General features: G+C 70.3%; 19 protein-coding genes and 2 pseudogenes. 6 read left to right on the forward strand and 15 right to left on the reverse strand.

The window, feature by feature from the left end; translation table 11 throughout:
• Positions 1-543 precede the first annotated feature (543 nt).
• Positions 544-942: pseudogene (locus ACFYQA_RS07825) on the reverse strand (transposase); the annotation flags it as partial.
• Positions 943-1,284: 342 nt separating this feature from the next.
• Between ACFYQA_RS07825 and ACFYQA_RS07830 the strand changes: the two are divergent.
• A complete protein-coding gene (locus tag ACFYQA_RS07830) occupies positions 1,285-3,111 on the forward strand; it encodes a glycoside hydrolase family 3 protein (RefSeq protein ID WP_388913071.1) in 1,827 nt (608 codons plus the stop codon).
• Between the two features lie 275 nt (positions 3,112-3,386).
• Here the strand turns inward: ACFYQA_RS07830 and ACFYQA_RS07835 are convergent, their stop codons facing one another.
• The 9 genes from ACFYQA_RS07835 to ACFYQA_RS07875 all read right to left on the reverse strand — a co-directional run bounded on the left by ACFYQA_RS07835 (position 3,387) and on the right by ACFYQA_RS07875 (position 12,346).
• Positions 3,387-4,574, reverse strand: a complete 1,188-nt coding sequence (locus ACFYQA_RS07835) for an NUDIX domain-containing protein (protein ID WP_388913074.1) — start codon at positions 4,572-4,574, stop codon at positions 3,387-3,389.
• The gene (locus ACFYQA_RS07840) at positions 4,564-5,466 is read right to left on the reverse strand and encodes an NUDIX domain-containing protein (protein ID WP_388913077.1); all 903 of its coding nucleotides are present in this window, start codon (positions 5,464-5,466) and stop codon (positions 4,564-4,566) included. The genes ACFYQA_RS07835 and ACFYQA_RS07840 overlap by 11 nt, the downstream gene beginning before the upstream one ends.
• A gap of 4 nt (positions 5,467-5,470) precedes the next feature.
• Positions 5,471-6,862 carry a phosphotransferase gene (locus ACFYQA_RS07845; RefSeq protein WP_388913080.1) on the reverse strand — a complete coding sequence of 464 codons (1,392 nt, stop codon included), beginning with the start codon at positions 6,860-6,862 and terminating at the stop codon, positions 5,471-5,473.
• A gap of 85 nt (positions 6,863-6,947) precedes the next feature.
• Positions 6,948-7,205 (reverse strand): hypothetical protein, encoded by a 258-nt coding sequence (locus ACFYQA_RS07850; RefSeq protein WP_388913083.1) that lies wholly within the window; start codon positions 7,203-7,205, stop codon positions 6,948-6,950.
• 361 nt (positions 7,206-7,566) lie between these two features.
• Positions 7,567-8,226, reverse strand: coding sequence for a nucleotidyl transferase AbiEii/AbiGii toxin family protein (locus tag ACFYQA_RS07855; protein WP_388913086.1), 660 nt, complete (start codon positions 8,224-8,226; stop codon positions 7,567-7,569).
• On the reverse strand, positions 8,223-8,585 hold the full coding sequence (locus ACFYQA_RS07860; RefSeq protein ID WP_388913089.1) for a hypothetical protein: 363 nt from the start codon (positions 8,583-8,585) through the stop codon (positions 8,223-8,225). Before ACFYQA_RS07860 ends, ACFYQA_RS07855 begins: the two co-directional genes overlap by 4 nt.
• A gap of 123 nt (positions 8,586-8,708) precedes the next feature.
• Complete coding sequence (locus ACFYQA_RS07865; protein ID WP_388913092.1) at positions 8,709-8,978, reverse strand: hypothetical protein; 270 nt, start codon at positions 8,976-8,978, stop codon at positions 8,709-8,711.
• Positions 8,979-9,499: 521 nt separating this feature from the next.
• Positions 9,500-11,419 (reverse strand): ABC transporter ATP-binding protein, encoded by a 1,920-nt coding sequence (locus ACFYQA_RS07870; protein WP_388913095.1) that lies wholly within the window; start codon positions 11,417-11,419, stop codon positions 9,500-9,502.
• Positions 11,420-11,875: 456 nt separating this feature from the next.
• On the reverse strand, positions 11,876-12,346 hold the full coding sequence (locus tag ACFYQA_RS07875; RefSeq protein WP_388913098.1) for an ATP-binding protein: 471 nt from the start codon (positions 12,344-12,346) through the stop codon (positions 11,876-11,878).
• A 162-nt stretch (positions 12,347-12,508) separates the two neighbouring features.
• Between ACFYQA_RS07875 and ACFYQA_RS07880 the strand changes: the two genes are divergently transcribed.
• From ACFYQA_RS07880 to ACFYQA_RS07895, 4 genes are all read left to right on the forward strand, one after another.
• Positions 12,509-13,381 carry a Scr1 family TA system antitoxin-like transcriptional regulator gene (locus ACFYQA_RS07880; RefSeq protein ID WP_388913101.1) on the forward strand — a complete coding sequence of 291 codons (873 nt, stop codon included), beginning with the start codon at positions 12,509-12,511 and terminating at the stop codon, positions 13,379-13,381.
• A complete protein-coding gene (locus ACFYQA_RS07885; RefSeq protein WP_388913104.1) occupies positions 13,378-13,578 on the forward strand; it encodes a DUF397 domain-containing protein in 201 nt (66 codons plus the stop codon). Before ACFYQA_RS07880 ends, ACFYQA_RS07885 begins: the two co-directional genes overlap by 4 nt.
• Before the next feature lie 592 nt (positions 13,579-14,170).
• Complete coding sequence (locus tag ACFYQA_RS07890) at positions 14,171-15,040, forward strand: protein kinase (RefSeq protein ID WP_388913107.1); 870 nt, start codon at positions 14,171-14,173, stop codon at positions 15,038-15,040.
• A gap of 120 nt (positions 15,041-15,160) precedes the next feature.
• Entirely contained in the window at positions 15,161-15,559 is a 399-nt protein-coding gene (locus ACFYQA_RS07895) for a hypothetical protein (RefSeq protein WP_388913110.1), read from the forward strand.
• A 5-nt stretch (positions 15,560-15,564) separates the two neighbouring features.
• Here ACFYQA_RS07895 and ACFYQA_RS07900 read toward each other — a convergent pair whose 3' ends face one another.
• Positions 15,565-15,807 (reverse strand): DUF5302 domain-containing protein, encoded by a 243-nt coding sequence (locus tag ACFYQA_RS07900; RefSeq protein WP_388913112.1) that lies wholly within the window; start codon positions 15,805-15,807, stop codon positions 15,565-15,567.
• Positions 15,808-16,220: 413 nt separating this feature from the next.
• Positions 16,221-19,517 carry a S8 family serine peptidase gene (locus ACFYQA_RS07905; protein WP_388913115.1) on the reverse strand — a complete coding sequence of 1,099 codons (3,297 nt, stop codon included), beginning with the start codon at positions 19,515-19,517 and terminating at the stop codon, positions 16,221-16,223.
• A gap of 473 nt (positions 19,518-19,990) precedes the next feature.
• Between ACFYQA_RS07905 and ACFYQA_RS07910 the strand changes: the two genes are divergently transcribed.
• Positions 19,991-20,470, forward strand: a complete 480-nt coding sequence (locus tag ACFYQA_RS07910) for a hypothetical protein (RefSeq protein WP_388913118.1) — start codon at positions 19,991-19,993, stop codon at positions 20,468-20,470.
• A 674-nt stretch (positions 20,471-21,144) separates the two neighbouring features.
• On the opposite strand, the gene ACFYQA_RS07915 is transcribed toward ACFYQA_RS07910, so the two are convergent.
• The 3 genes and pseudogenes from ACFYQA_RS07915 to ACFYQA_RS07925 all read right to left on the reverse strand — a co-directional run bounded on the left by ACFYQA_RS07915 (position 21,145) and on the right by ACFYQA_RS07925 (position 22,306).
• Positions 21,145-21,279 (reverse strand): hypothetical protein, encoded by a 135-nt coding sequence (locus tag ACFYQA_RS07915; protein WP_388913626.1) that lies wholly within the window; start codon positions 21,277-21,279, stop codon positions 21,145-21,147.
• Positions 21,280-21,905: 626 nt separating this feature from the next.
• Positions 21,906-22,013: pseudogene (locus ACFYQA_RS07920) on the reverse strand (hypothetical protein); the annotation flags it as partial.
• The gene (locus ACFYQA_RS07925) at positions 21,995-22,306 is read right to left on the reverse strand and encodes a hypothetical protein (protein WP_388913121.1); all 312 of its coding nucleotides are present in this window, start codon (positions 22,304-22,306) and stop codon (positions 21,995-21,997) included. The gene ACFYQA_RS07925 and the pseudogene ACFYQA_RS07920, both read right to left, overlap by 19 nt.
• Positions 22,307-22,437 lie beyond the last annotated feature (131 nt).

A 22,437-nucleotide genomic window follows, 5' to 3' on the forward strand; every position in this document is an offset into this window, starting at 1 on the left:
GTCGGGTGCCGTGGGGGGGGGCGGGGGGGGGGGGTGTGGCGGGGGGGGGGGGGGGGGGGGGGGGGGGGGGGGGGGTGGGGGGGGGGGGGGGGGGGGGGCCCCCCCCCCCCCCCCCCGCCACTCCGTGATCTGAAAAGCCCAGGTCACCCGCCGGCACAGTGAAGGACGTTCAGAGACCTTCCTCTGGTGCGTGGACCATGCTGCCGAGCGGAGCAAGGCAGCGGCGCACCAGGACGAACATGCGCTCCGTGACCGAGCGACTCCGTCGGGGAGCTTGAAGTTCCCGGGACAGGACAGCCGGCGGTTGGAACACTTCGGGTGGTTCGGTAGGTGTCCTGTCTTCCTGAGGTGGTCCGTGCCTGTTCGTCCCCGGTCCGGTGCGGTAGTGCCGGAGCTCACCGCTCGGATAGCGCGGGCCAGTAACCCCAGCGGTACGACTGCGATGTGGGTACGTGATCACCTTGACGGGCTCTGGGACGACACGGACTTCGTTTCCTGGTATCCGCGCGACGGCCGCCCCGGACTCTCTCCTGCGCAACTCGGTCATGTCCCCTGTAGTGGTGTAACCGTGTCGGTTTGATCTTCATCTGGATAGATCTTGTCCATGCTGCCTTCGGGGAGGTAGCGGCAGGGGAAGGCAATCCATTCGTCGTGCATCTCGATGAGCACGGCGGTGGTGAGGCGTTCGAGGGCGCCGGGGTTGGGGAAGATCTGGACGACGTCGATGCGGCGCTTGATCTCCCGGTTGACCCGCTCCAAGGGGTTGGTCGACTGGATCTTCTTCCAATGTCGCTCGGGGAAGTCTGCGAAGGCGGTCAGGTCGGCCTTGGCCTCCAGGAGCATCGTCCTCACCTTGGGGAACTGTCGTCCGAGCATGTCAGCGACGGCGTCGAGTTGGGTGCGGACGGCCTCGGCGGTGGGCTGGGCGAAGATCGTGCGGATCGGAAGGCGCCAGGGGACGTCCGCCGCATTGATGAACAGCCGGCGGGCAAGGGACCGGACACAGCCAGCGCAACGACGCGCGAAGAAGTCAGCCACCCCATGACCCCGCCGCACAGGTTAAAGATCAAGCTAGGCGCCTCAAGGATCACAGGAAGCGGCGTGTTTCACGTATCAGCCCAGATCAGATGTCATCGCACCGCGCAGCATTCCCTTTTGTCTAGACCTATTTTGTCTAGACCTCTTGCCCTGCCCGTGATCTGCGGGCTACTTTTCCCGCTGTTCGGAGTCCTTCACGTTTCCTTCAATTCCCTTGATGGGCAAGGCTGGAAGGAGCATGTCCGCATGCAGGACCGGAGTCTGTCCAGACGAACCATTCTCGCCTCCGCGACCGTGGTTGCTGCGAGCGCAACGGGCATCGTGGGCGTGACGGCTACCCCCGCGGTCGCGCACAAGCGCGACAACCGCCTCAAGAAGATCATCTCCAAAATGAGCATCGAGGCGAAGATCGGCCAGCTGTTCGTGCCGTACTTCTACGGTACCTCGGCGACTTCTCCCAGCCAGTTCGACCAGGACCGCAACCTCAGGGAACTCGGCGTCCGCACCGTGGCCGAGCTCATCGCCAAGTACCACATCGGCGGTGTCATCTACTTCTCCGGCTGGGCGAACAACGTCCAAGACCCCCGTCAGATAGCGGACTTGACGAACGGTGTGCAGCGAGCCTCGCTCGCCCTGCCCACCCCCATCCCGTCCCTGATCTCCATCGACCAGGAGCACGGGGCCAACGTCCGCATCGGCAGCGGCGCCACCCAGCTGCCGGGCGCGATGGCGCTCGGCGCGGGCCGCTCGCTCTCCGACGCGCGCACCGCCGGACGGATATCAGGCACCGAACTCGCCACCCTGGGCATTCATCAGAACTTTGCCCCGGTCGCCGACGTCAACGTCAATCCGGCCAACCCCATCATCAACGTCCGCTCCTTCGGCGCCGACGCCCGCGAGGTCGGTCGCATGGTGGCGGCCCAGGTGACGGGTTATCAGCAAGTCGGCGTCGTGGCCTGCGCCAAGCACTTCCCGGGCCACGGGGACACCGGGGAGGACAGCCACACCGAACTGCCCGTGATCACCCACACCCGCGAGGAGTGGGACCGCATCGACGCCCCGCCCTTCAAGGCCGCGATCGCCGCCGGCGTCGACTCGATCATGACCGCGCACCTCCAGGTCCCCGCGCTCGACCCCAGCAACGAACCGGCCACCCTGTCGCCCAGGATCCTCCAGGGCGTGCTGCGTGACGAGCTCGGCTTCGACGGCGTGATCGTAACCGACGCCCTCAACATGCGCGGCGTGCGCACCAAGTACGGCGACGACCGCGTGCCCGTCCTCGCCCTGAAGGCCGGCGCCGACCAACTGCTGTTCCCGCCGGACATCGACGTCGCCTACAACGGCGTCCTGGCCGCCGTCCGCAGCGGAGAGATCACCGAGGACCGACTCGACGAGTCGGTCCTGCGCATCCTGCGGGTCAAGGACAAGGTCGGCCTGCTCAGCGGCAGCCCCTACATCTCCCCGAAGGAGGTCGACCGGGTCGTCGGCGCCCGCAAGCACCAACTCGCCGCCGCCCGGATCGCCGAGCGCACCACCACCCTGCTGGTCAACGAGGACGAGGCGCTCCCGCTGCGCCGCAGGCAGAAGAAGCTGCTCGTGGTCGGCGCCAGCCCGGCCTTCCCGACCGACGACACCCGCACCACAGTGCCCGAGCTGGCCAAGGCGTTCGACGAACTGGGCTACAGCACCACCCACCTCGCCACCGGCCGGGCGCCCGACGCGGCGAAGGTCGACGAGGCCGTGGCCGCCGCACGGGGACGGGACGCGGTGGTGGTCACCACCGACAACGTCGACGCCACCAGCACCCAGCGCACTCTGGTGTCCCGACTGCTCGCGACGGGCATCCCCGTCGTCCACCTCGCGGTGCGCAACCCCTACGACATCGCCCACCTCGGCGACATCCCGGCCTCGCTGGTCTCCTACTGCTGGACCGAGGTCGAACTGCGCGCCGCCGCCCGGGTGATCGCCGGCCGGGTCGAGCCGCGCGGCAAGCTGCCCGTGCCCATCCAGCGGGCCGACGACCCGGCCGCGGTCCTCTTCCGCTCCGGGCACGGCCTGTCGTACGACGACTGACGTCCGCGTCCTCACACAGCTTTCCGCCCCGGTACCCCCTGAAGGGGGAGCACCGGGGCAGGCCGGCCCGATGCCGGCAACGCACCATCCCCGGCCGGCGGTCGACACAGTGTGAGCAAGACACCCCGGTCAACGATGTCAGGAGTCAGACCTCCACAGCAGGACAGCACCCACCAAGCCTCCCCACACTCGAAGCCCCGGCCCCAACCCCGCTCAAAACGCCCGATCCCTCTCCGTCAAAGTAGGCCGAGTCAGGGCGAGCACAGGCATCCAGGTCAGCATGTCGAGGGCGCCGCACGGTGGGCGTAGGGGGTGAAGTGTGCCGGGGCGTGGTCGATGGGCAGGTCGGGGCGCCAGGCGGTGAGGATCTGGGCGCTGCACACGAACAGGCCGTCCGGCAGCTGATCCAGGGGGTACCAGGCCCAGTCGCCGACGCTCTCGTCGGGCTGCGTGGCCGGCCGGCCGTGCCAGGAGTTGACAACGGCGCCGATGGTGACCCGCACGACGTCTCCGACGTGGTCGACGAGTGTGCCCAGGAGCGTGACGTCGGCGGGCCGTGTGGTCAGGCCGGTCTCCTCGGCGAGTTCACGGACCACGGTGGCTTCGAGAGATTCCCCGGCCTCCACGGTTCCTCCCGGCAGTTCCAGGGTCCCGTGGCGGTGGCGGCCCAGGAGGACACCTCGATCGCTGAGGACGATGGCGCCGACGCCGACGGCGGCGTGCGCAGCGAGCGGGCGGGCGGTGCGGGGCCGACTGGTGGCCCGGCCGGGCCGGTCGGGAAGGCGGCGGGCACGGATGAGCTGGTACACGACGGGGGCGCTCCGGTCGGGGTGGTGCAGCAGGTCGACGGTGTCGACGCGGAATCCGTGCTCGGTGAGCAGGTCCTCCCACAGTCGGGGGCCCAGGACCCACATCTGGGTGGGCAGGGGCGGCTCACCCTTGAGCAGGATCATCTGCTCGCGTGGCTCAACCATCGAGATGGGGCCGCGGCCGTGCAGGTCGGTGTGGAGGAGGGAGAGAACGAGGGGCGCACCGGGGAGCAGGCCGTCGCGCAGCGCGGGCAGCGCACGGTACGGGTCGATGAACGCCAGGGTGCCGATGGCGTAGGCGGCGTCGAAGCGCTCGCCGCCGGTGAGGTGGTCGACCATGTCACCCTGCACGAACTGCACGCCGGGGACGTGCCCGTGCGCAGAGATGGCGCGCTCGTGCTGGGTGGGTGAGAGTTCGATGCCGGTGACGCGGGCGCCGTGGCGTCGGGCGAGGTGGACGGCGTGGTGGCCGGCTCCGGAACCGATGTCCAGGACTCGGCGGCCGGCCATGTCCCCGAGGATTTCGGTGCCGGGGCCGACGCCTTCCCAGGGCGACCAATTGATCTGCTGGGGAATGGGTGGCGTGTAGGCACGGGTGAGCTGGCGGCGGCCGTAGAGGGCCCAGGCGTTCGCGTTGAGTTCTTCAGCGGTCACGGTCGCTCCACGGTTTCTGTGCCCCGTTCAGGGGCCAACCGCTGACGAGGTAGTGCGGGCCTTGGCCGGTGCGGGCGTGCTCGACGGCCTCCAGACGGGCGAAGGGCGCCTCACCCATGAGGCGCCGCCACCGGGCGAGGTCGTGGACGGCCCACATGTCGTGCTCGGCCGGGTCCGGACGGATGCTCCGTAGCTGCCCGTCAGTGAGGTTCCCTCCGTCGAAGATCAAGCCGACCTTGCCCATCGGCCAGAAGGGCCCTGGGAGGAGGTAGTGCGTCAGCAGGAGGCGGGGCGTGCCGTTGCCGAGTTCGAGGCCGGTCTCCTCGACCGCCTCGCGGCGTGCCGTCTCCAGGGGGTCTTCACCGGTGTCGGTGTTTCCGCCGGGAAACTGCCAGAGCCGGTTGCCGTACACCGAACGCAGTTGCACGGGGCGGTCCAGTGCGTCGCGGACGTACAGGCATCCGTACACGGTGTGGTGGGGCACCGTCTTGACGTACTCGGTCGGCGTCATCGGTTGTGGACGGCCGGGGCGCCCAGGTCGGTGATCGAAAGAGATCGCCAGGACGCCCAAGCCCTCCTTCTCCGGCGGGTAGACGCCCCGGAGCGCCTGGAGCAGTTCGGCACGCGTGGCATCGGGCTCGATGAGCAGGGTTCCGTGGGCGTCGAGGAGTTCCTCGAAGGTGGGGTGCTCGGTGATGCTCCGGGCGACGACGTCGACTTCCCGGGCGCTGCCACGGTCGTGGAAGACGAGCGTGGCACCGGCCCGGATCGCGCGCTTGGCAGGGGTGCCCACGCGAACCTCGATCGTCTTGCGTCCCGCTTCCACCTGGTTGTAGTAGCGCGGCAGCAGGCGCATGTGGTGCTCTGCCGTGCTGCGGGCGATGTCCGTCACGTTGCTACTCCTCACGCGCGGTGGGGTATGGGGAGGTGCGGAGTCGAGACAGGGTGCGCAGACCACGCTCCACCAGCTCCGGATCGTTGTGAGCGGCGCCGTAGGAGATTCCGGGAACGGCATCGAGGACGGACAGGACTTCGAGGTGCTCCTCCTCGGCCCGGGTGAGGGCGCGGCCGTAGCTGTTCCACACGGCCTCCTGCAGGTCGGGCCGGCCATGCCAGGCATCGGAAAGCCGCACGAAGTCGCGGATCGCCGGTCCCGCCTCACTTCTCTCGAAATCGAACACGTACAGCTCGTCGGAGGCTTCGTCCCAACGCAGATTGCGCAACTGAAAGTCGCCGTGGGTGGGCACCGCTTCCAAGGGAGGAAGAGCGGCGGCTGTGCCGGCGATGGCGCGGATGAACTCCTCATTCCCGGTGGCGAGGTAGGCGCGGGCTCCGTCCAGGTGTCGCTCCAGCTTCCCCAGGAGCAGAGGGCTGACGATCGGCCGTGCCGGGGCGCTGCGGTGGATGGTCGCCGCGAGCCGCCCGATGCGATGGAAGATCCGGCGCTGCTGCCGGGGAGAGTGGACGGCGCCGTGCCGGCAGTGGCCTCCCACTGCGGTGAGTACCACGGCCCGCAGAGCGAGGTCGGCGGCCACCAGCCGTGGCGCGGCCGTACCGAGAGCGGGAACCCAGCCGCGCAACGCGTCCACCTCGCGCTGATGGAAGCGGCCGTTTTGGTGGATCTTGACGTACCAGGTGCCGCCTTCGGCGCCGTGGGCTCGCCATACGCGGCTGCCCTCGCGTGGCCAGGAGACGTCCGTCCAGCCGGTGATCCAGCCGACCGCCGGCTCGGCGAAATCGCGCACGTCGTCCGGGACAGCGCCGTCGATCCCGCTGCCAGGGATCGTGATCATCCGGTCGGCGGCCGGGTCGTAGGAGATCGAGTCGCCTGGCTCCTGGAAGTGCACCGCCATCCGGACGCCGGTCCGGTAGGCGTCCAGTCCGGCACGGCAGTACGCGACCATCGGCTCGGGCAGCGCATCGAACGTGAACCAGGCCATGGCGTCGCACACCTCGGGTTCTCTCACCTGCGGGACGCCGTTCCAGCGCCTGACTTCGAAGAACAGCCCGACACGGCTTGCGCCGGCGGGAGAGCGGTGGTGCACGGTGAGGGCAGCGCGGACATCGGCCGGATCGACGGCAAGGCCGGTCTCTTCGAGGGTCTCGCGCACCAGAGCGGTGACCATGTCTTCCCACGGTCCGTCCAGGTGTCCGGAGGGCAGGTGCCAGCACCCCGCTGCGTACACCTCCCCGGCGCGGCGCGAGAGCAATACCTCCGGCCCCGTGGCGCCCTCGCGTAGCGCAATCAGGTGGACGTCCACCGGCTCCGTGTGCCGTCTGCTGCTCACACGTCACCGCCGGAACGGTGCCCGGGCAACACGGTGCATTCCGCGCGGAGAACCACCGCGGTCACCGGCCTCGCCCCGCCGTAGATCACGCGCGCGGACCGGACGTGGGCGGCTGCCTGCGATAGGCATGCCAGGAAGAGCAGAGGGAGGAGCAGCGGGTGCAGGACGAGTGGGGCAGGCGCCGCGCCATCGTGTGGGTGGTCAGCAGCGATCCGGTCTGGAGCCGTGACTCGTCGCGGTGGAGGAACTCCTCCTCTCGAACACTGGCCTCCTCCGGTTCGTCGTCCTGCGAGGTGCCGTTCGATGGTTGAAGCGGCTGCTCTTGTGTGATGGCCGAGGTCATCGTTCCCCCCTGGGACGATCGCTGAGGCGGATTCGTGAGGACCAACGACCCAGCATCGATTTCGAACACATGTCATTCGGTCGTGCTCGGGAGCCCGTAATCACATGCGCGAGGGAACGCTGCGGCCCCGGAACCCCTGGTCCGGCTCGGGGTGGCTCTGGACTGGGAATGGCCGAAACGCCGACATCACCCTGCGCGAAGTCCGACCGAGACGGATCGAGGCCCGGTCCCGCACGTGCGGAGCCTCCCTGGGCCCGGCTCGGGGTGCTGACGTTGCGCCAGGTCACTCCTGCGGGCGCCCCTCTTTGCTGTGCGCAGGGGTCAGGGCATCAAGGGCAATCTGCCTGCTCAAAACGCCCTCTCAGGCGTTCTCGTCATGGATCCGTGCCCCCAGATCCTCCACCCACTCCAGCGCCCACACCTTGAGTTCTTCGATCTGCCGGGAGGTGAGCCCGTACGCGGTGTAGTCCTCGTCCTCGTACCAGTCCGCGCCGATGAGCCGGTCCCGGAGGTCTTCGAGGCTGAACTCGTCGTGGGCGCGGCGGCGGCCGAGGGTTTCGAGGTCGGCGGTGGAGCGGTGGCGGGAGGCGGCCTGGACGTCGATGAGGTCGCGGACGGCGCCGCGGTCGGCGAGGGCGCGGACCTTGGTGCCGATCACGTCGTCAAGGGAGAGGACGGGGCCGTAGGGGGTCTGGGCGGGCGGGGCCCAGAAGGCCTCCTTGAGGACGTCGACCTCACACTCCTCGCCGGTGTCCGGATCGGTGACGAGGAACCGGCCGCTGAGCGGATCGGTCCGGACGTGCGTGGTCCGCCATCCGCGCGCGCTGAGGCCTGCGGTGAGCGAGGCGACGATCTCACCCATCGGAGCGGGGTTCTCGGTGGCGACGTCGAGGTCGCGGCTGAAGCGTTCGACCAGGCCGTGGGCCTGCACGGCGTATCCGCCGGTGAGGACCAGCGGGTAGGGGGAGCCGAGGTCGAGGATGTCGGCGAGGAGACGCTCGTGGAGCGCAGTGAGCTTCACGCGGCGGTCGTGTCGGCCGGAGCGGTGCGGAGCAGCTCGGGGAAGGCGTCCTCCCAGACCTCGCGGATATAAGGGCTGACCAAGCGGCGCAGCACGGGCCACTGCTCGGTGAGCAGCCGGTGGTGCAGGAGGGCCACCAGGTCCTCGCGCAGGCCTTCGGCGAGGACGGTCCGGTAGAGCGTCATGCGGGACTTCGGACGGTCCAGAGCGTAGCTTGTCCGCCCGGACCAGACGATGTGGAGCGGCAGGTCCACGTTGCCCTCGATGGGGCCGACCAGCTCCTGCAAGCGCTCGGGCAGCCGACTGTTGTAGCGGTCCCGCAGCACCTCGGCGCGGGGGGCGGTGGTCGTCGTGTCCATGCATCCAGTATCGCTGCTGGGAGGTGGCGGCATGGCGGATACGGGGCTCCCCTGTCGTATGTACGGGTCGGGCACCGCCCGCCCCTCCCTCGGGCATCTCACCCGGCGGGCCCTCACAGCCCATCATGACCCACCCGTGCAGCCCTTCCAGGTGGCGCGGCAGCCTGCTGCCCTGCCGACCCAGGACCAGCCCCGCTCGCGGGCGCGGGTGATCATGACACAGCAGGTCATGCGGAGGGTTGCCGCGGTGGAGTCGGCTGCGGCGTCGGTCTCGGTGTCGGGGATGACACCGGTGCCGAAGTCGAGGCCCATGGCGCCGGCGCGGTGGACGAGAACGACACCGGGGCGGGCGGGATCGCGGCAGCGGCCGGAGAGGGCAGGCCGCACCCGCAAGACACGCCGCTTTGACCCGGAACGCAGCCCACTCGCTCAGGATCCATGCCGCAGACGAGCTGCCGAGTCATGCAGCGAACCTTCCAAGCGGAAGCCAGGCATCTGTGCCCAGGTCCCCCGTCATGGCGGTCACCCGGTCAGCGAGCTGGGACGCCCCCGCGCCCGATGCTGACCATTTGCTGACCCGAACGGCCTGATCACGCCCCTGACCTGTGCGAACACCCGAACGCTAGATCTTGGACTTGAACATGGTGCGAAACATGAAGATGCTCCCGTTTCATCTGCTCCCTGCCTGTTTTTGCAGGTCAAGGGCGTTGTCCGGAGGCTACATCGATCGGCATGCCCGGTCAGCCGGCACCGGGTGTTCTGCAATGACGGAAGAACCACGCGACACCCGTCCCGGGCGCGCAGCGGTATCACCAGGCGTGAGGGGACGTGGTGGTCACCGACGGCGTGGAAGGCCGACTGGCGCCGGGCCTCGTGGGGACGGGGGGCCCGGCGATGGCCGGGAACCGGCTCGATCATGCGGGCCCGGTGCTCGTGCGAGCCTGCGGCGACGCCTTCCCACCCCGGTCCGGCGCCGGTTCGGCCGGTCCCGGCAGTGCGGCGAGACCGGTTCCCGGTGGGTCGCCGTCGGGGGCCGGCTCAGCATTCTCGCCGAGGAAACCGCCCGACTGGTGCCGCCACAGCTTGGCGTAGGCGCCGTCCGCGGCGAGCAGTTCCCCGTGAGTGCCCTGCTCGACGACGCGTCCCCGGTCGAGGACGACGAGACGGTCCATGCCGGCGACGGTGCTCAGGCGGTGGGCGACGACGAGGGCCGTACGTCCGTCCATCAGCCGCCACAGGGCGTCCTGGACGAGGATCTCGCTCTCTGAGTCCAGCGCGCTGGTCGCCTCGTCGAGCAGCAGGATCGGGGCGTCGCGAAGGACCGCCCTGGCGAGGGCGACCCGTTGGCGCTGACCGCCCGACAGCTTCACTCCCCTCTCCCCCACCAGGGTGGCGAAGCCCTCGGGCAGTTGCTCGGCGAACTCCGTGACGTGGGCGGCCTCGGCCGCCGCGTGGACCTCCTCGTCGGTGGCGCCGGGCCGGGCGAAGGCGATGTTGTCCCGCAGGCTGCGGTGGAACATCGCGGGTTCCTGCGGAACGTAGGCGATCAGTGAGCGCAGGTCGGCCTGGCGCAGCCGGCTGATGTCCTGACCGCCGATCAGGACACGTCCGTCGTCGATGTCCGCCATCCGCAGCAGGAGTCGGGTGAGTGTGGTCTTGCCACCGCCGGACCTGCCGACCAGGCCGATCCGTGCGCCGCCGGGCACGTCCAGGTCGAGGCCCTGAAAGATCGGCTTCGCACCCTCGTGGGCGAAGGTCACCGCCTCGAAGCGGATGTCGGTGTTCCGCGGCGCGAGCGGTTCGGCTTCCGCCGGGTCCAGCACGGTGGGCGGGTCCAGCAGCAACTCCGTGAACTGTGCGGCCTCGGTCATCGAGCTCTCCAGACGCCGGTAGATCTGGTTGAACTCGAACATGATCTGGGTCGCGTTGGAGTAGTAGGTGAAAGCGACAATGATCTCCTCCACTCCCTGATCCGGGCCACCGAAGGCGACGGCGACCAGCAGACCCAGCACGTTGGTCAGCACGGCCATGGGGGCGACCAGGGTGTCGACGCGCAGGTTGCCGTAGTCCCACGACTTCAACGTCAGGCGCCGGGAGTCCGCGACACGGCTGCGGTGTTCTTCGGCCTCCCGCCGCTCGGCCGCGAACGCCCGGATGGTCTCCATGTTCATGAGACTGTCGGCGACATGGCCGGAGACCCGGGCGATCGCCACCTCACGGTCGTTGACGAGCGCCTGACGGCGACGGATGAGAGGCGTCGCGGCCACCACGGTCAGCGCGATCATCGCAAGAAGGCCGGCGACGAGCATCGGTTCGTAGTGCCACAGCACCACGGCGCCGAACACCAGGGGTACGAGGCTGCCCACGATCCGGTACGTCAGCGTGTCGACGAAGTCCTCGAAGCGCTTGCCGAAGCTCAGCACCCGTTTGGTCAGGGAGCCGGCGAAGTTGTCGTGGAAGAACGCGGCGTCCTTGGCGAGGAGTTCGTCCATGCCGCTCACGTACAGGTGCTCCACGCCGAGGGCATCCACGCGGTTCAGGCAGTGCTGCCCGATCCGCCACACGGTCTCGGCGAGCAGCAGCACCGCGCCGAAGCCCAGCACGTACGGCAGCGCCGAGCCGAGGGTGAGACCATCGTCGCCGGCGGCCTGCCCCGCGAGTTTGGCGATCAGCAGGGGGGCGACGTAGCGGATACCGATGTTGCCCACGGCCGGCAGCAGCAGCGCGGGCAGGGCCAGCCGTCTTAGGCGCAGCAGTTCCCGGCCGTAGCGGCGCAGCGCGAGAACGACCGCGCTCCTGCCCGGCGTCGGCCCTCGTGTATCTACGGTCCCCATCACACTCCCGGAAGTTCGGAAGTCGGAAGTCTTCCGTTGAAAGACGGCGCCGGTCCAGGCATTTACCACGTACGGGTGAGAACCGGGCACCGCGAGCAGGGCCGCCGGCCGGCGCTCGGCGTCCTCCCGCAGCTGTCGAACGGAGGGCGCGTGCTCGGGTCAGCAGTGGATGAGGCCGAAGTCGGTGGCGGTGGCGGTGGCGACGGCGACGGCGACCGATGGCCTGATCGGACAGGCCATCGGCGACCAAGGAGAGGGCTTCGCTCGAGCTGCGCCCCAACATCCGGCTGTCCCTGCTGGAGAAGGACCGCAACCGGGAGCTGCTCACCGAGACGCTGACGTGGTTCCGGGACCGCTGGGAGAGCCGGGACACGTCCTGAGGACGGGCCGGCCGACGGCCGGGCTGTGGTGAGCAGGGCGGGCGGGACACCGGGCGGCAGAGTGCCCTTGCCCTGCCTACCGTCCTGTCCGGGCGGCCCGCAGGGCGCACTCCGCCCACACCGTCTTGCCGCCCGGGTGGTGCGGCTCGCAGCCCCAGGCATCCGCCAGCAAGGCGACGAGGAGCAGGCCCCGTCCGGACTCACCGTCGGCATCGGCGGCCGGGGTCGGCGCGGGCAGACGTTCGCTCCTCGCGTCGGTGACCTCGATCCGCAGGGTGGCGGGGGTCAGGGTGAGGGCGAGGCGTGCGTTCCTTCCTCGCACCCGGCCGTGCAGGGCCGCGTTCGCGGTCAGTTCGGCGATGAGGAGGGAGGCCGTCGCCGTGCTGTCGTCGTCGGCGGGCTCCGGCCGCCCCTGCTGTGCGGCGAGCCAGCGCTCGGCCGCATGGCGTGCGGTGTGCGCGCCGTGCGCCGTGGTGGGAAACATGGTGCGGAAGTGGGCTGTGCCGACGGTCGGTTCACCGGGTGCGGTGACGGTTTCCTGATTCACATCACCGAGGGTGACCGATTCGTCCTACTGCGTGGAGCACTCCGGGCAGTACGCAGGGCGACTGTCCCGGCACGAAAGGTGTGATGTACGGGCGTACGGCCGTGTCCCGGCCGCGCTTTCGCCGGTTCGTCCTCTGCACAAGGAACAGGGTGGTGGTACGGCATGGCAGCACAGCCGGGTACGGGGACTCCCACGGGCGATGAGGCGGACGGCACGGACGAGGTCGCGGACCTGTTCCGGGCCCTCGGCCGCCAGATCAAGGTGGCCCGGGAGCGGGCCGGTCTGAGCCAGAAGGAGCTGGGCGACCGGCTCGGGTACGGCGAGGAGACGATCTCGTCGGTCGAGCGGGCACGGCGCACGCCTCAACCCGAACTGCTCGTCGCGGTGGACCAGTTGCTGGACTGCGGGGGCCTGCTCGCGTCCGCGGCGGAAGACGTGGAACGGGCGAAGAACCGGCGGAGGGTGCGGCATCCGGAGTGGTTTCGGAATTACGCGCGGTTGGAGGCGGAGGCAGTCGAGCTGCACGACTACAGCTCGCTCGCGATCCCCGGGCTCCTTCAGACGGAGGCTCACGCACATGTGGTATTCGGTACCCGCCAACCTCTGCTGGACGAGGCAACCGTCGAACAGCGCGTGGCCGCACGGCTGGACCGCCAGCAGATCTTCGACCGCTGGCCTCCGCCTTTCACCACCTTCACCATCGAGGAATCCGTATTGCGTCGGCCGCTCGGCGGGTGGAACGTTCATCGGGAGCAACTTGAAGCGCTGCTGAAGTTCGGCAGGCTACGCAGCGTGGAGCTTCAGGTGCTGCCGACGGAACGCAAGGAGCATCCCAGCTTGGGTGGGCCCTTCATCCTGCTCACTCCGAAGGGCAAGCCCCAGGTGGCGTACCTGGAAGTACAGCACGTCAGCCGTCTGGCCACGGATCCGGACGAGGTACGTATCCTTGCCGCACGCTACGGCAGCATCAGGGCGCAGGCGCTCACGCCAGAAGAGTCACTGACCCTGATCGAGAAGATGCTGGGAGACCGATGAACACTGAACAGCTCGCACGGCTGGACTGGTTCAAGAGCAGCTACAGCAGCGGCGAAGGAGGGGCGTGCGTAGAAGTCGCCGCCGACGCGACCGCCATACACGTCCGGGATTCCAAGGAGCGCGGTGGCCCTCGGCTCGCGTTCGCGCGGAGCGCATGGTCCGGGTTCGTCGCGGACCTGGGGCGGGACCGGATCTGACCTGCCGCGCCCGAGGCCGTGACGCTCAGGCTTCCCGGCACGGCGGCCCTCCCCCGGTGACGGCCCCGGCACCTGGGGAGGGCCGCGCCACCGGTCGCCCGAAAATCGGCCACGGATGCGACCGTCCCGCTCTCCCTTTCTCAGGGCGATGGCCTTTTCGCACGTTAATGGACGGGGTGGGTCCCCCTGCTTCGCTTTGCGGACTATGGTGTGGGCTTGGTCAAGGCCGCGCAGGGGGACGCGTGGTGCGCGAGAGGATACGCACGGTTCATGAACGGGGTGCCCGAGCAGATCGGCCGGTATGCGGTCGAACGGGAGCTGGGCTCGGGGGGAATGGGCGAGGTCTATCTGGCCTTCTCGCCCGCCGGCGATCCGGTCGCGTTGAAGCTGATCCGCTCGGACCGGCTGGATCCGGTCACCCGGGCGCGTTTCGAGAAGGAAGCGCTCATCGCCAGGACGGTGATGGGGACGAACCGGGTCGCCCGGTTCCTGGACGCCGACCCCTCCGCGGAGCGGCCGTGGCTGGCCATGCAATACGTGCCGGGCCAGACGCTGCTGGTATACGTCGACGGGCAGGGTCCACTGCCCCCCGGTGGCGAGCCTCGGCGCTCTGCTGGCGGAGGGGCTTCAGGCCGTTCACGCGGTGGGGCTCCTCCACCGGGACCTGAAGCCGCAGAACGTCATGCTGGGCGTGTACGTCCCCATCCTGATCGACTTCGGCCTCGGGGCGTTACTCGACACCGCCAAGGACACGCTGTCCCACAGCGGAATGATCATTGACACCGTGCGTTGCATGCCGCCCGAGCAGGCTCTGGGGCGGACGAAGGTCAAGGAGTCCGCCAACGTGTACGGACTCGGCACGGTTCTGCTGTACGCGGCCACCGGGCACTACCCCTACGACGGGGCACGCTGGGAGGCGATCGTCGGGCAGGTCGCCAACCCCGATCACGCTCCGGACCTGAGCGGCCTCCCCGAGGCCTTGGTCCCGCTGATCAGCTCCATGCTGGCCCACGACCCGGCCGACCGGCCTTCCCTCGACGAGGTGATGGCCGGATGCACGAGCGTGTTGTCCGCGGCGGGCCTGTCCCCCATGGAGGCCCGGCACGCCCTGATCGACGCCACTGCCACGGACGGGGCGGCCTCGGCAGCACCCGAGAACGACCCGCCGACCGTGTGGGAGCGGCTCGCCGAGCGGGCGGTCGACATCGACGAGGACGAGTCGGGCAGTCCCCTGGACAGCCCTCCACCGGCCGCACCGGAGCCGAACGAGGAAGACACCGCCGAGGCCACCGGGGTCACCGAGGCCACGGACGTGGCCGACTCCCCGGTGAGCAGCACGGCACCCCACAGCCCGGCGGCCGGGGTCCCCGTGCCCGCGGCCCGGAAGCCGGGGCGCCCACCCGCGTCACTGCGCGTGACCGAGGAGTTGCGAACCCGGTACGCCGCACAGCCAGGTCTCTGAGCCCGGCTTCCGGTGGCGCCGTGGGAGACACGGTGTCGGTGGCATGCGACAAGCAGAGACGCGGACGAGCCGTGCACGACGGCGGTTCAGGAAGATCGAGGGCGGGAAATGGAGCAGCACGTGACCACCGTTGCGGAGGCCGGTGACGGCCAGGGCGTGCTCGACGTGGTGAGCGACGACGGGATCGTCCTCGACGCGTCGGGGGACGTGGCCCGCCCGAGCGGCCAGGCCGCGTACGCCCCGGGTGCCCAGGTCCGCATCCGTGACGAGCAGTGGCTGGTGAAGAAGGTCTCCCCCACGGCCCGGGACGGCTGGATGGTGGAGGTCACCGGTGTCTCGGCGTTCGTACGCGGTACGGACGCCGTCTTCTGCAGCCACCTCGACGAGATCACGGTCCTCGACCCGAGGAAGACCACGCTGGTCCCCGACGACTCCTCCAACCACCCCAGGGCGCGGCTCTATCTGGAAGCCATGGATAGCGCACAGAGTGCCGGTGAAACGGCCAGACCGCAGGACTGATCGACTCAGCCGCCGCTCTTACGCCTGAACGACCGCTGGCTCCCGGCCGGGCCGTGCGCCGCACGCACCTTCGACGCATTCGGGTTGGCGGCAGCATCGGCCGCGTCCGTCTGCGCACCACGCTTGCGCGCCAGAGCTTCACGGAACTTGCGTTTGAGGTCGTAGTTGCCGTCGCTGTCGGGCGCCAGAGAGGACGTCTCGGGGGCAGCTGCCTCCGAACCTTCCGTGGATACGGGCTCTGCGGTCATGGTGACCTCCTGGGTTCGGGAGTGGGCAAGCACAGCTTGTCATGCCGGGCGCAGTGTGGGCTGAACCGCCCCGGGTTCGGCAGAGATCTCGGACGGTGGTGATGACCTGGGGTTTCGTGAGTTCGACGGAGTGGTCGGCTTCGTATTCGACGGGCGGAACGTGGCCTGTCTCACCGTGGAGTCGCCGGTGGTTGTACCGGTCGGTCCACTCGGCGGTGGCCGACTCGACGGGTCGGTGCCTTGGGGGGAAGCACTGCCGGAGCCACCCGTGGGAGCCCCGGTCCAAGACCGGCGGCACGGTGCGCGCGGCAGCGCGACGCACGCATGCCGCGGCGGGGGGGGGGGGGGGGGGGGGGGGCCCCCCCCCCCCCCCCCCCCCCCCCCGCCTCGTCGGAGCGCGGAAGGGACCGGGATCAGCGGGTCCGGAAGGCGTCCAGGATGGTCTGGACACTCCGGTTGCCCGCGGTGTCGACCGCGGTGGCCCGCAGGGACACCGAACCGCCCGCGTCCGGCGTGCGGACCGCGACCTCGGCGATGTTCCCCGCCCCCTTGTGGACCGTGGTCCAGCGCGTGCCGCCGTCGACGGACGTCTCGATCGTCAACGACGCGGCAGTGCCGCCCTGCACCGCCACCGGGACGCGGAAGCGCTTCCTGCCCGCGGGCGCGGTGTTGTCCGTGGCGAGGTCCGGGGAGAACCGCACGGCCAGCGGCCCGGTCACGGGCTTCATCTCCTCGCCGCCCGGCTCGACGGCGAAGGTGTAGTCGACCGTCACCTCCCGGGAGACGCTCGTGTAGTCCAGGCCGGCCCGGGAGGCGGAGGAGACGATCCGGTACTCGGCCCTGCCGTCGGCGATGCCGAAGGCGAGTTCGTTCATGGGCACCGGCAGGTCGCGGACGAGGGTCCCGTTGCGGTAGACCCGGGTGCGAGCCTCGTCCGCGTGGGCCCAGCCGTCGGCGGAGGTACCCGGCGCGAACATGGCGAACTGCCCGGTGAGCAGGTTCCCCTCCAACAGGAACGCGGGGGCCTCACCGAAAAGGGCCGGTCCGAACACGCCCACGTTCAGGGTCCGTTCGTGGTGCTTGCCCGGTGCGAACACCTCGTCCGGCGTCTGCGAGATCTGCACGAGGGACTCGTCCGCGTCGTACTGCGAGCTGCTGAGCGTCCACGGAGTGCCGCTCTGGAGCCACATGCCGGTCTCGCCCGGCAGGCTGACGGCAGCGCCCATACCCAGCCTTGCGCCCTCGGGCGCGGCGTCCAGCCAGCCCTCGGCCCGCTCGGTGCTCAGGCCCGTGACCGCGGTGACCTGCGCCATGTCCTCGCGCCCGGGGTTGTTGACGAGGCCGGTCGGGAACGTGTCCCGCGTCTCACGGTATCCGTAGTAGCGCCCGCCGTCGGAACCCTCGTGGAGAGTGCGCACCGACAGACGCAGGGACGTGTCGGCTGCCGAGCCGGCGATCGCGTGCGTGTGCACGCCGCCTTCGGGCGCACCGAAGTACCAGGACCAGCCGCTCAGGTCGGAGTCGAAGTTCGCCGCCATCTCCTTCAGGGAAGCGTCCGGATCCGGGACGGTGAAGTCCAGCTTCCTGCCCTTGCGCAGGTCCACCTTCACGGTGGTCGGGCCGTCGACCGTCAGCCGCGGTGCGAGCGCCCAGTCGATCCGCACGTCGTCACCGCCGGATTCCCAGGAATCGGGCGAGAGCACCTCGATGAAGTGGTCGCCGCGTTCCACGCTTCCGGTGATGACGCCGTCCTTGCTCACCGCGTTGAAGCCGTCCGACTCACCGATCACGAAGGCCCGGGCGCCTTGCGCGGGTTCGCCGTCGGAGCCGGTGATCTCCAGGGTGACGTCCACCCTTTCCGCTTCGACCGCGAGGTTGCCCGCGGTGCGGACCTGGATCTCACCGGCCTTCGCGGTGACGACGATGCCGTGGTCACCGGCCTTCGCCCCGGCGAGCGCGGCCGGGTGGGCCGTGACCTCGGCCGTGGCGCTGCCCCGGGCCGGCACGGTCACCGACGACGCGCCGAGCGAGAAGAGCCCTTCGGGGGCGCGTCCCCCGTTCGCGGAGGTGGTGCGGGCATCCAGCCGCAGCGTCACGTCGGCCGTACCGCTGTTGCGGTAGGTGATGCTCTTCGTAACAGGGTCGGCCCCGGCCTGCGGCGACGTGACGGTTCCGAAGTTCGGCGTGCCGGAGTCGGCGGTCACCGTCTGGGCCAGGGCCCGTGGTATGTCCAGCCGTCCCGTGCCGGTCTGGACGGGCGCGGCGTCGATGCCCTCGGCGGAACCGACGAGAGCCCTCTTGAGCTGCTCGCCGGTCCAGTCCGGGTGCTTCTGCAGGAGCAGCGCGGCCGCGCCCGCCACGTGCGGGGTGGCCATCGACGTGCCGTCGATGGCGACGTACCCGTCCGCCACCGGTGTGCCCAGCAGGTCCATTTCGCTGCCGGCGGCCGAGGCCGCGGCGATCTGGACTCCCGGTGCGGACATGTCCGGCTTGAGCGCTCCGCCCGGCAGCCCCGGCCCCGCCGAGGAGAACGACGCGACCGCGTCCTTGCCGTCGACCGCGCCGACGGTCAGCGCCGACGCCGCCACGCCCGGTGAGCCCACGGTCCCCCGGGTGGGCCCCTCGTTGCCCGCGGCCACGACGAAGAGCGTGCCGCTGTCCCTCGACAGCCGGTCGACCGTCTCCACCAGGGGGTCGTGCCCCGTGGACGCGGGACCGCCGAGGCTCATGTTGACGATGTCGGCGCCCTGGCCGACGGCCCACTCCATGCCCTCGATGATCCAGGAGGTGAGGCCCCCGTACTCTCCGATGACCTTGCCCACCATGAGATCGGCCCCGGGGGCGACACCGCGGTAGGTACCGCCGGAACGGGCCCCGGACCCGGCCGCCGTGGACGCCACGTGCGTGCCGTGCCCGACGGTGTCTTTGTCGCCTTCCTCGGTGAAGTCCGCCGAAGCGAGGATCCTGCCGTCGCCGAAGTCGCCGTGACCGGCGTCGATGCCGGAGTCGAGTACGGCGATCCTCGTTCCGCTGCCGTCGAGTCCGGCCCGCCGCGCCGCGTCGGCGCCCACCTGCCGGAGGCTCTCGTCAAGGGTGAGCTGCTTCACCCGGTCGAGGCTGACCGCCCGGACGCCGGGAGCGGCTTCCAGGGACATCCCGCCGTCACTCGCCCGCTTGCGGTCGGTGAGCGTCTTCCACAGGGACACTCCGTGCCCCTGACGCGCGGTCAGCGCTTCGGCCCGCACGGTGTTGAACTCGGCGCGGATCCGGACGTCCTCATCGCGGCGCAACGCCTTCGCGACCGGCTTCGAGTCCCCTTCGTAGCTGACGATCACGGGCAGCCCGTCGACGGCGCGGTACTCCCGCCGGGAGAGTTCGGTGACGTCGAACAGGCCCGCGTCCACGGTTCCGTCCTCGATCAGCCCGTGCGCGTCCAGAGGCACCACCATGGTGGCCTCGTCCTGCCGGTACACGCGGATCGGTATGTTCTCCCGCCCTTTCGCCCGCACCACCGCGGTGATGTCTCCGCCGGCATCGAGCGTCACCCGGTCACCCGTGATCAGGGTGACCGATGCCGCACCCGGAGCCCGCGCCGCCAGGCCCCCGCCGCCGGTGAGGGCATCCGCCGCGTGGGACGGCGTGACCGTCGCCGCCAACGCCATCGCCGTACCGGCCGCAGTCGCGTGCAGCCTCAGTCTTCGCAGGCTCAACAGTCCTCCAGAAGGATTCGTCATGAGAGGTGACGGGTCGTCGGCCCGGTCGCCGGCGGTTCGCCCGGTACGGGCACGACGGTCCGGACCATCGGTCGGGCAGAGAGACGAGGTACGGGGCGGGCGGGTTGTAAAGAACGGGAAAAGTCCAGGAGTTCGGCTCGTCCCAGGAGGGCGGGCCGGGCGGCAGGGATGTCGGGTCTTCGAAGTCAGTGGGGGGCGGCGTTGACCGACGTGCCTCGGTCAACCCACGGAGCGCCGTCCCATCTGGGCGTTCGACGAGCAAACGGCGCGCGCCGGGGTACTGACGGTCCTTCCTGCGCATGTGGAGCGCGGAATAATGGGCGGACTCCCTGCCGCAGGACGAGGAACTGGACGAGATCGGCGAGGCCGCCAGGGAGGCGCGGTGGCTGGGGTCACCACCCGCGTCCGAGGAGCGGATCGCCGCCCTGGAGGAGCTCCTCGGCCGGCGGATGCCCCCGTCCTACCGGGAGTTCCTCAAGGTAAGCGACGGGTGGCAGGACGCCGGGGGATTCGTGTACCTGCTGGCCGGGACCGAGCACGCGCACTGGCAGGTGCACGAACCCATGGGGTTCGCGGAGGTCTTCAAGGAGATGCGGGACGAGGACGCCGGGCCCGAGGAGCGGCGGGAGGCGGACCTCTGGCGGCGCGGACTGCGGCTGGACGTGGAGTCCGACGCCACCTGCGTCCTGATGGATCCCGAGGACGTGGACGAGCACGGCGAGTGGGCGGTGTACACCTGGGCAAGCTGGTGGGCGGAGCCGCCGCAGCGGTACGCGGACTTCCTCGCGTTCATGCAGGGCATGCACCGCGAGTTCCACAGCCTGCAAGCGCACCGGAGCGGGCCTGAGCCGGAGTTCGTCAACGCCACCACGCGCAGGCTGGACGCCCTGGTGGAGGAGGCCCGGCTGGAGGCGTTACGCGGCGATTGAGAGCGTGCTGTGCGGGCGCTGGACGAGGCCACGGAGTACGGCAGACCCCGTGCCGCCGGGCTGGGGGACCAGATACGCCGCCTGCTCGGAGGCGCCTCCGGGCTGGACTGCACGGACCTGGTGACGGACCCGCGGTATGCGCCCGAGTTACTCCCGCCGCTGGTGGCCGAGCACGCGGCGCGGCGGTACCAGGACGATTCCCGGCTCGAGTTCCCCCCTGCGCGGTGCCGACGCCGAACCGATGGCGCCGGCTCACGCGACGCTGGGGCAGGTGCGGAGCGGCACCTACCGGTACACGGCGGACGGCCCGTTCGGAGCGGCGGTCGAACGGGCCCGGGAGCGGGCACAGTGGGGGGGACTCCAACGGGGCTTGGCAGACACTGATGGACGTTCTGCCCCTGTGGGATCCGCTCGGCCCCGACCTCCTGGCGCCGCTGGGGTGGGTGGCCGACCCGGTACTCGGGCCACTGCTGACCCCGGTGCGGGGGCGCGAGATGCTGTCCACGGCGCGAGGCCGGCAGGGGGCGGGGCACCTGGGCCGACGGCCTGACCGGGGCCCGGGCGGTCCGGCGGCTCGCGTTCCTCCGCGGTCTGCCGGTTCTCCGACCGGCACGACGCCCGGCAGCATCCCGGCATCCGGGCTCCGCCCGCCGTCGACGGAGCCGGTGCCGGTCTCAGGGGCGTCCGGTGGCGGTACGGCCGCCTATGACGCGCAGGAGGGCGGACCACAGGTTGCGTACCTGGAGGTACAGCACCTCAGCCGTCTGATCACAGATCCGGACGAGGTACGCAGCCTTGCCCCACGCCACGGCAGCATCAGGGCGCAGGCGCTTACTCCGGGAGAGTCACTGGAGGCAGCCGCAGCGGCGGCAAGGGAGGGGCGTGCGTCGAGACCGCCGTCGACGCCACCGCCGTACACGTACAGGATTCCAAGGAACGCGGTGCCCTCGGCTCGCGTTCGCGCGGAGCGCATGGTCCGGGTTCGTCGCGGACCTGGGGCGGGACCGGAGCTGACCTGCCGCACCCGAGGCCATGGCGCGCAGGCCTCCTGGCACAACCCTCCCCCGGCGGCGGCACCGGCACCGGCCGGCCCCACCCCGCGATCGGAAACGAGTTCACGTCCAAGGGCCGGGCGGCCCACTGAACGGCGGTTGCCAGTGGGTCCCGGTGGGCTGCCGCAAGATCTCCCTCGTGGAGGTGCAGGGGACCCATGAGCGCCGAATACCCGGAATTTGGGCTGCAGTTGCCGAACAGAGGGCCGCGGGGGCGCGGAACGCGTCTGCGCCCGGGTGGGCGGGGCGACGATAATGCCGTGGTTTCGCCTCTCGCTCGTCAGAAGGTTTCGATGTACTTCCTCGGTCGGCCCGAGGCCGGGCCGGCCGAGGACACCGAGGGGGGCGCCGTCGAGGAAGACCTGGGCGCGGTCGCGCAGCCCGTGGACCATGAACGGGTGGACGCTGCCGGGCAGGCGCGGCTCGGCCCGGTAGAGGAGGAGGCCCGAGGTCTGGTCCAGTTCCTCGAAGCTCAGCGGGTGGGGGGCCACCGGGTCGGAGACCGCGCGGAGCGCCTCCAGCAGGGCGGCTCCGGCGGTGACGGGGACCGTGCGGTGGACAGCAGGGGCGGGTCGGCGGGCAGCGGGCGTCGCGCTGCTCCGGCGGCCGTGTGCAGGAGATCCCGGAAGGCGTGGGACTTCGGGGTGAGCGCACCGTGTTCGGCGATCGGCGCGTCGGAGTCGTAGGTGGTCGCGAGCGGTTCCGAGACGACGACCGTCTTCTCCTGTTCGTCCCGGATCATCGTGTCGAAGTACGGCCGGAACTCCTCTGGGATCCATGGCATGTCCCGCTGTTTGATGCCGGGAATGCGGCCGAAGTCGAGAAGTTCTTTGTAGAGGCGGCGTTCGGGGCCCGGGGAGACCTGATCGGACGGCCCCTGTCCGAAGCTACCGAGGCAGGCTCAGCACGAGACGG

The organism is Streptomyces sp. NPDC005774 (genome assembly GCF_042871645.1).
GTDB classification, from domain to species: domain Bacteria; phylum Actinomycetota; class Actinomycetes; order Streptomycetales; family Streptomycetaceae; genus Streptomyces; species Streptomyces pratens.

What these genes read in the sequence shown, in the direction of transcription:
- ACFYQA_RS07910 (WP_388913118.1), top strand. Translation starts at nt 19,991, where the DNA reads ATGCCCCCGTCCTACCGGGAGTTCCTCAAGGTAAGCGACGGGTGGCAG.
- ACFYQA_RS07860 (WP_388913089.1), bottom strand. Translation starts at nt 8,585, where the DNA reads ATGGACACGACGACCACCGCCCCCCGCGCCGAGGTGCTGCGGGACCGC.
- ACFYQA_RS07850 (WP_388913083.1), bottom strand. Translation starts at nt 7,205, where the DNA reads ATGACCTCGGCCATCACACAAGAGCAGCCGCTTCAACCATCGAACGGC.
- ACFYQA_RS07880 (WP_388913101.1), top strand. Translation starts at nt 12,509, where the DNA reads ATGGCAGCACAGCCGGGTACGGGGACTCCCACGGGCGATGAGGCGGAC.
- ACFYQA_RS07885 (WP_388913104.1), top strand. Translation starts at nt 13,378, where the DNA reads ATGAACACTGAACAGCTCGCACGGCTGGACTGGTTCAAGAGCAGCTAC.
- ACFYQA_RS07925 (WP_388913121.1), bottom strand. Translation starts at nt 22,306, where the DNA reads ATGCCATGGATCCCAGAGGAGTTCCGGCCGTACTTCGACACGATGATC.
- ACFYQA_RS07900 (WP_388913112.1), bottom strand. Translation starts at nt 15,807, where the DNA reads ATGACCGCAGAGCCCGTATCCACGGAAGGTTCGGAGGCAGCTGCCCCC.
- ACFYQA_RS07830 (WP_388913071.1), top strand. Translation starts at nt 1,285, where the DNA reads ATGCAGGACCGGAGTCTGTCCAGACGAACCATTCTCGCCTCCGCGACC.
- ACFYQA_RS07870 (WP_388913095.1), bottom strand. Translation starts at nt 11,419, where the DNA reads ATGGGGACCGTAGATACACGAGGGCCGACGCCGGGCAGGAGCGCGGTC.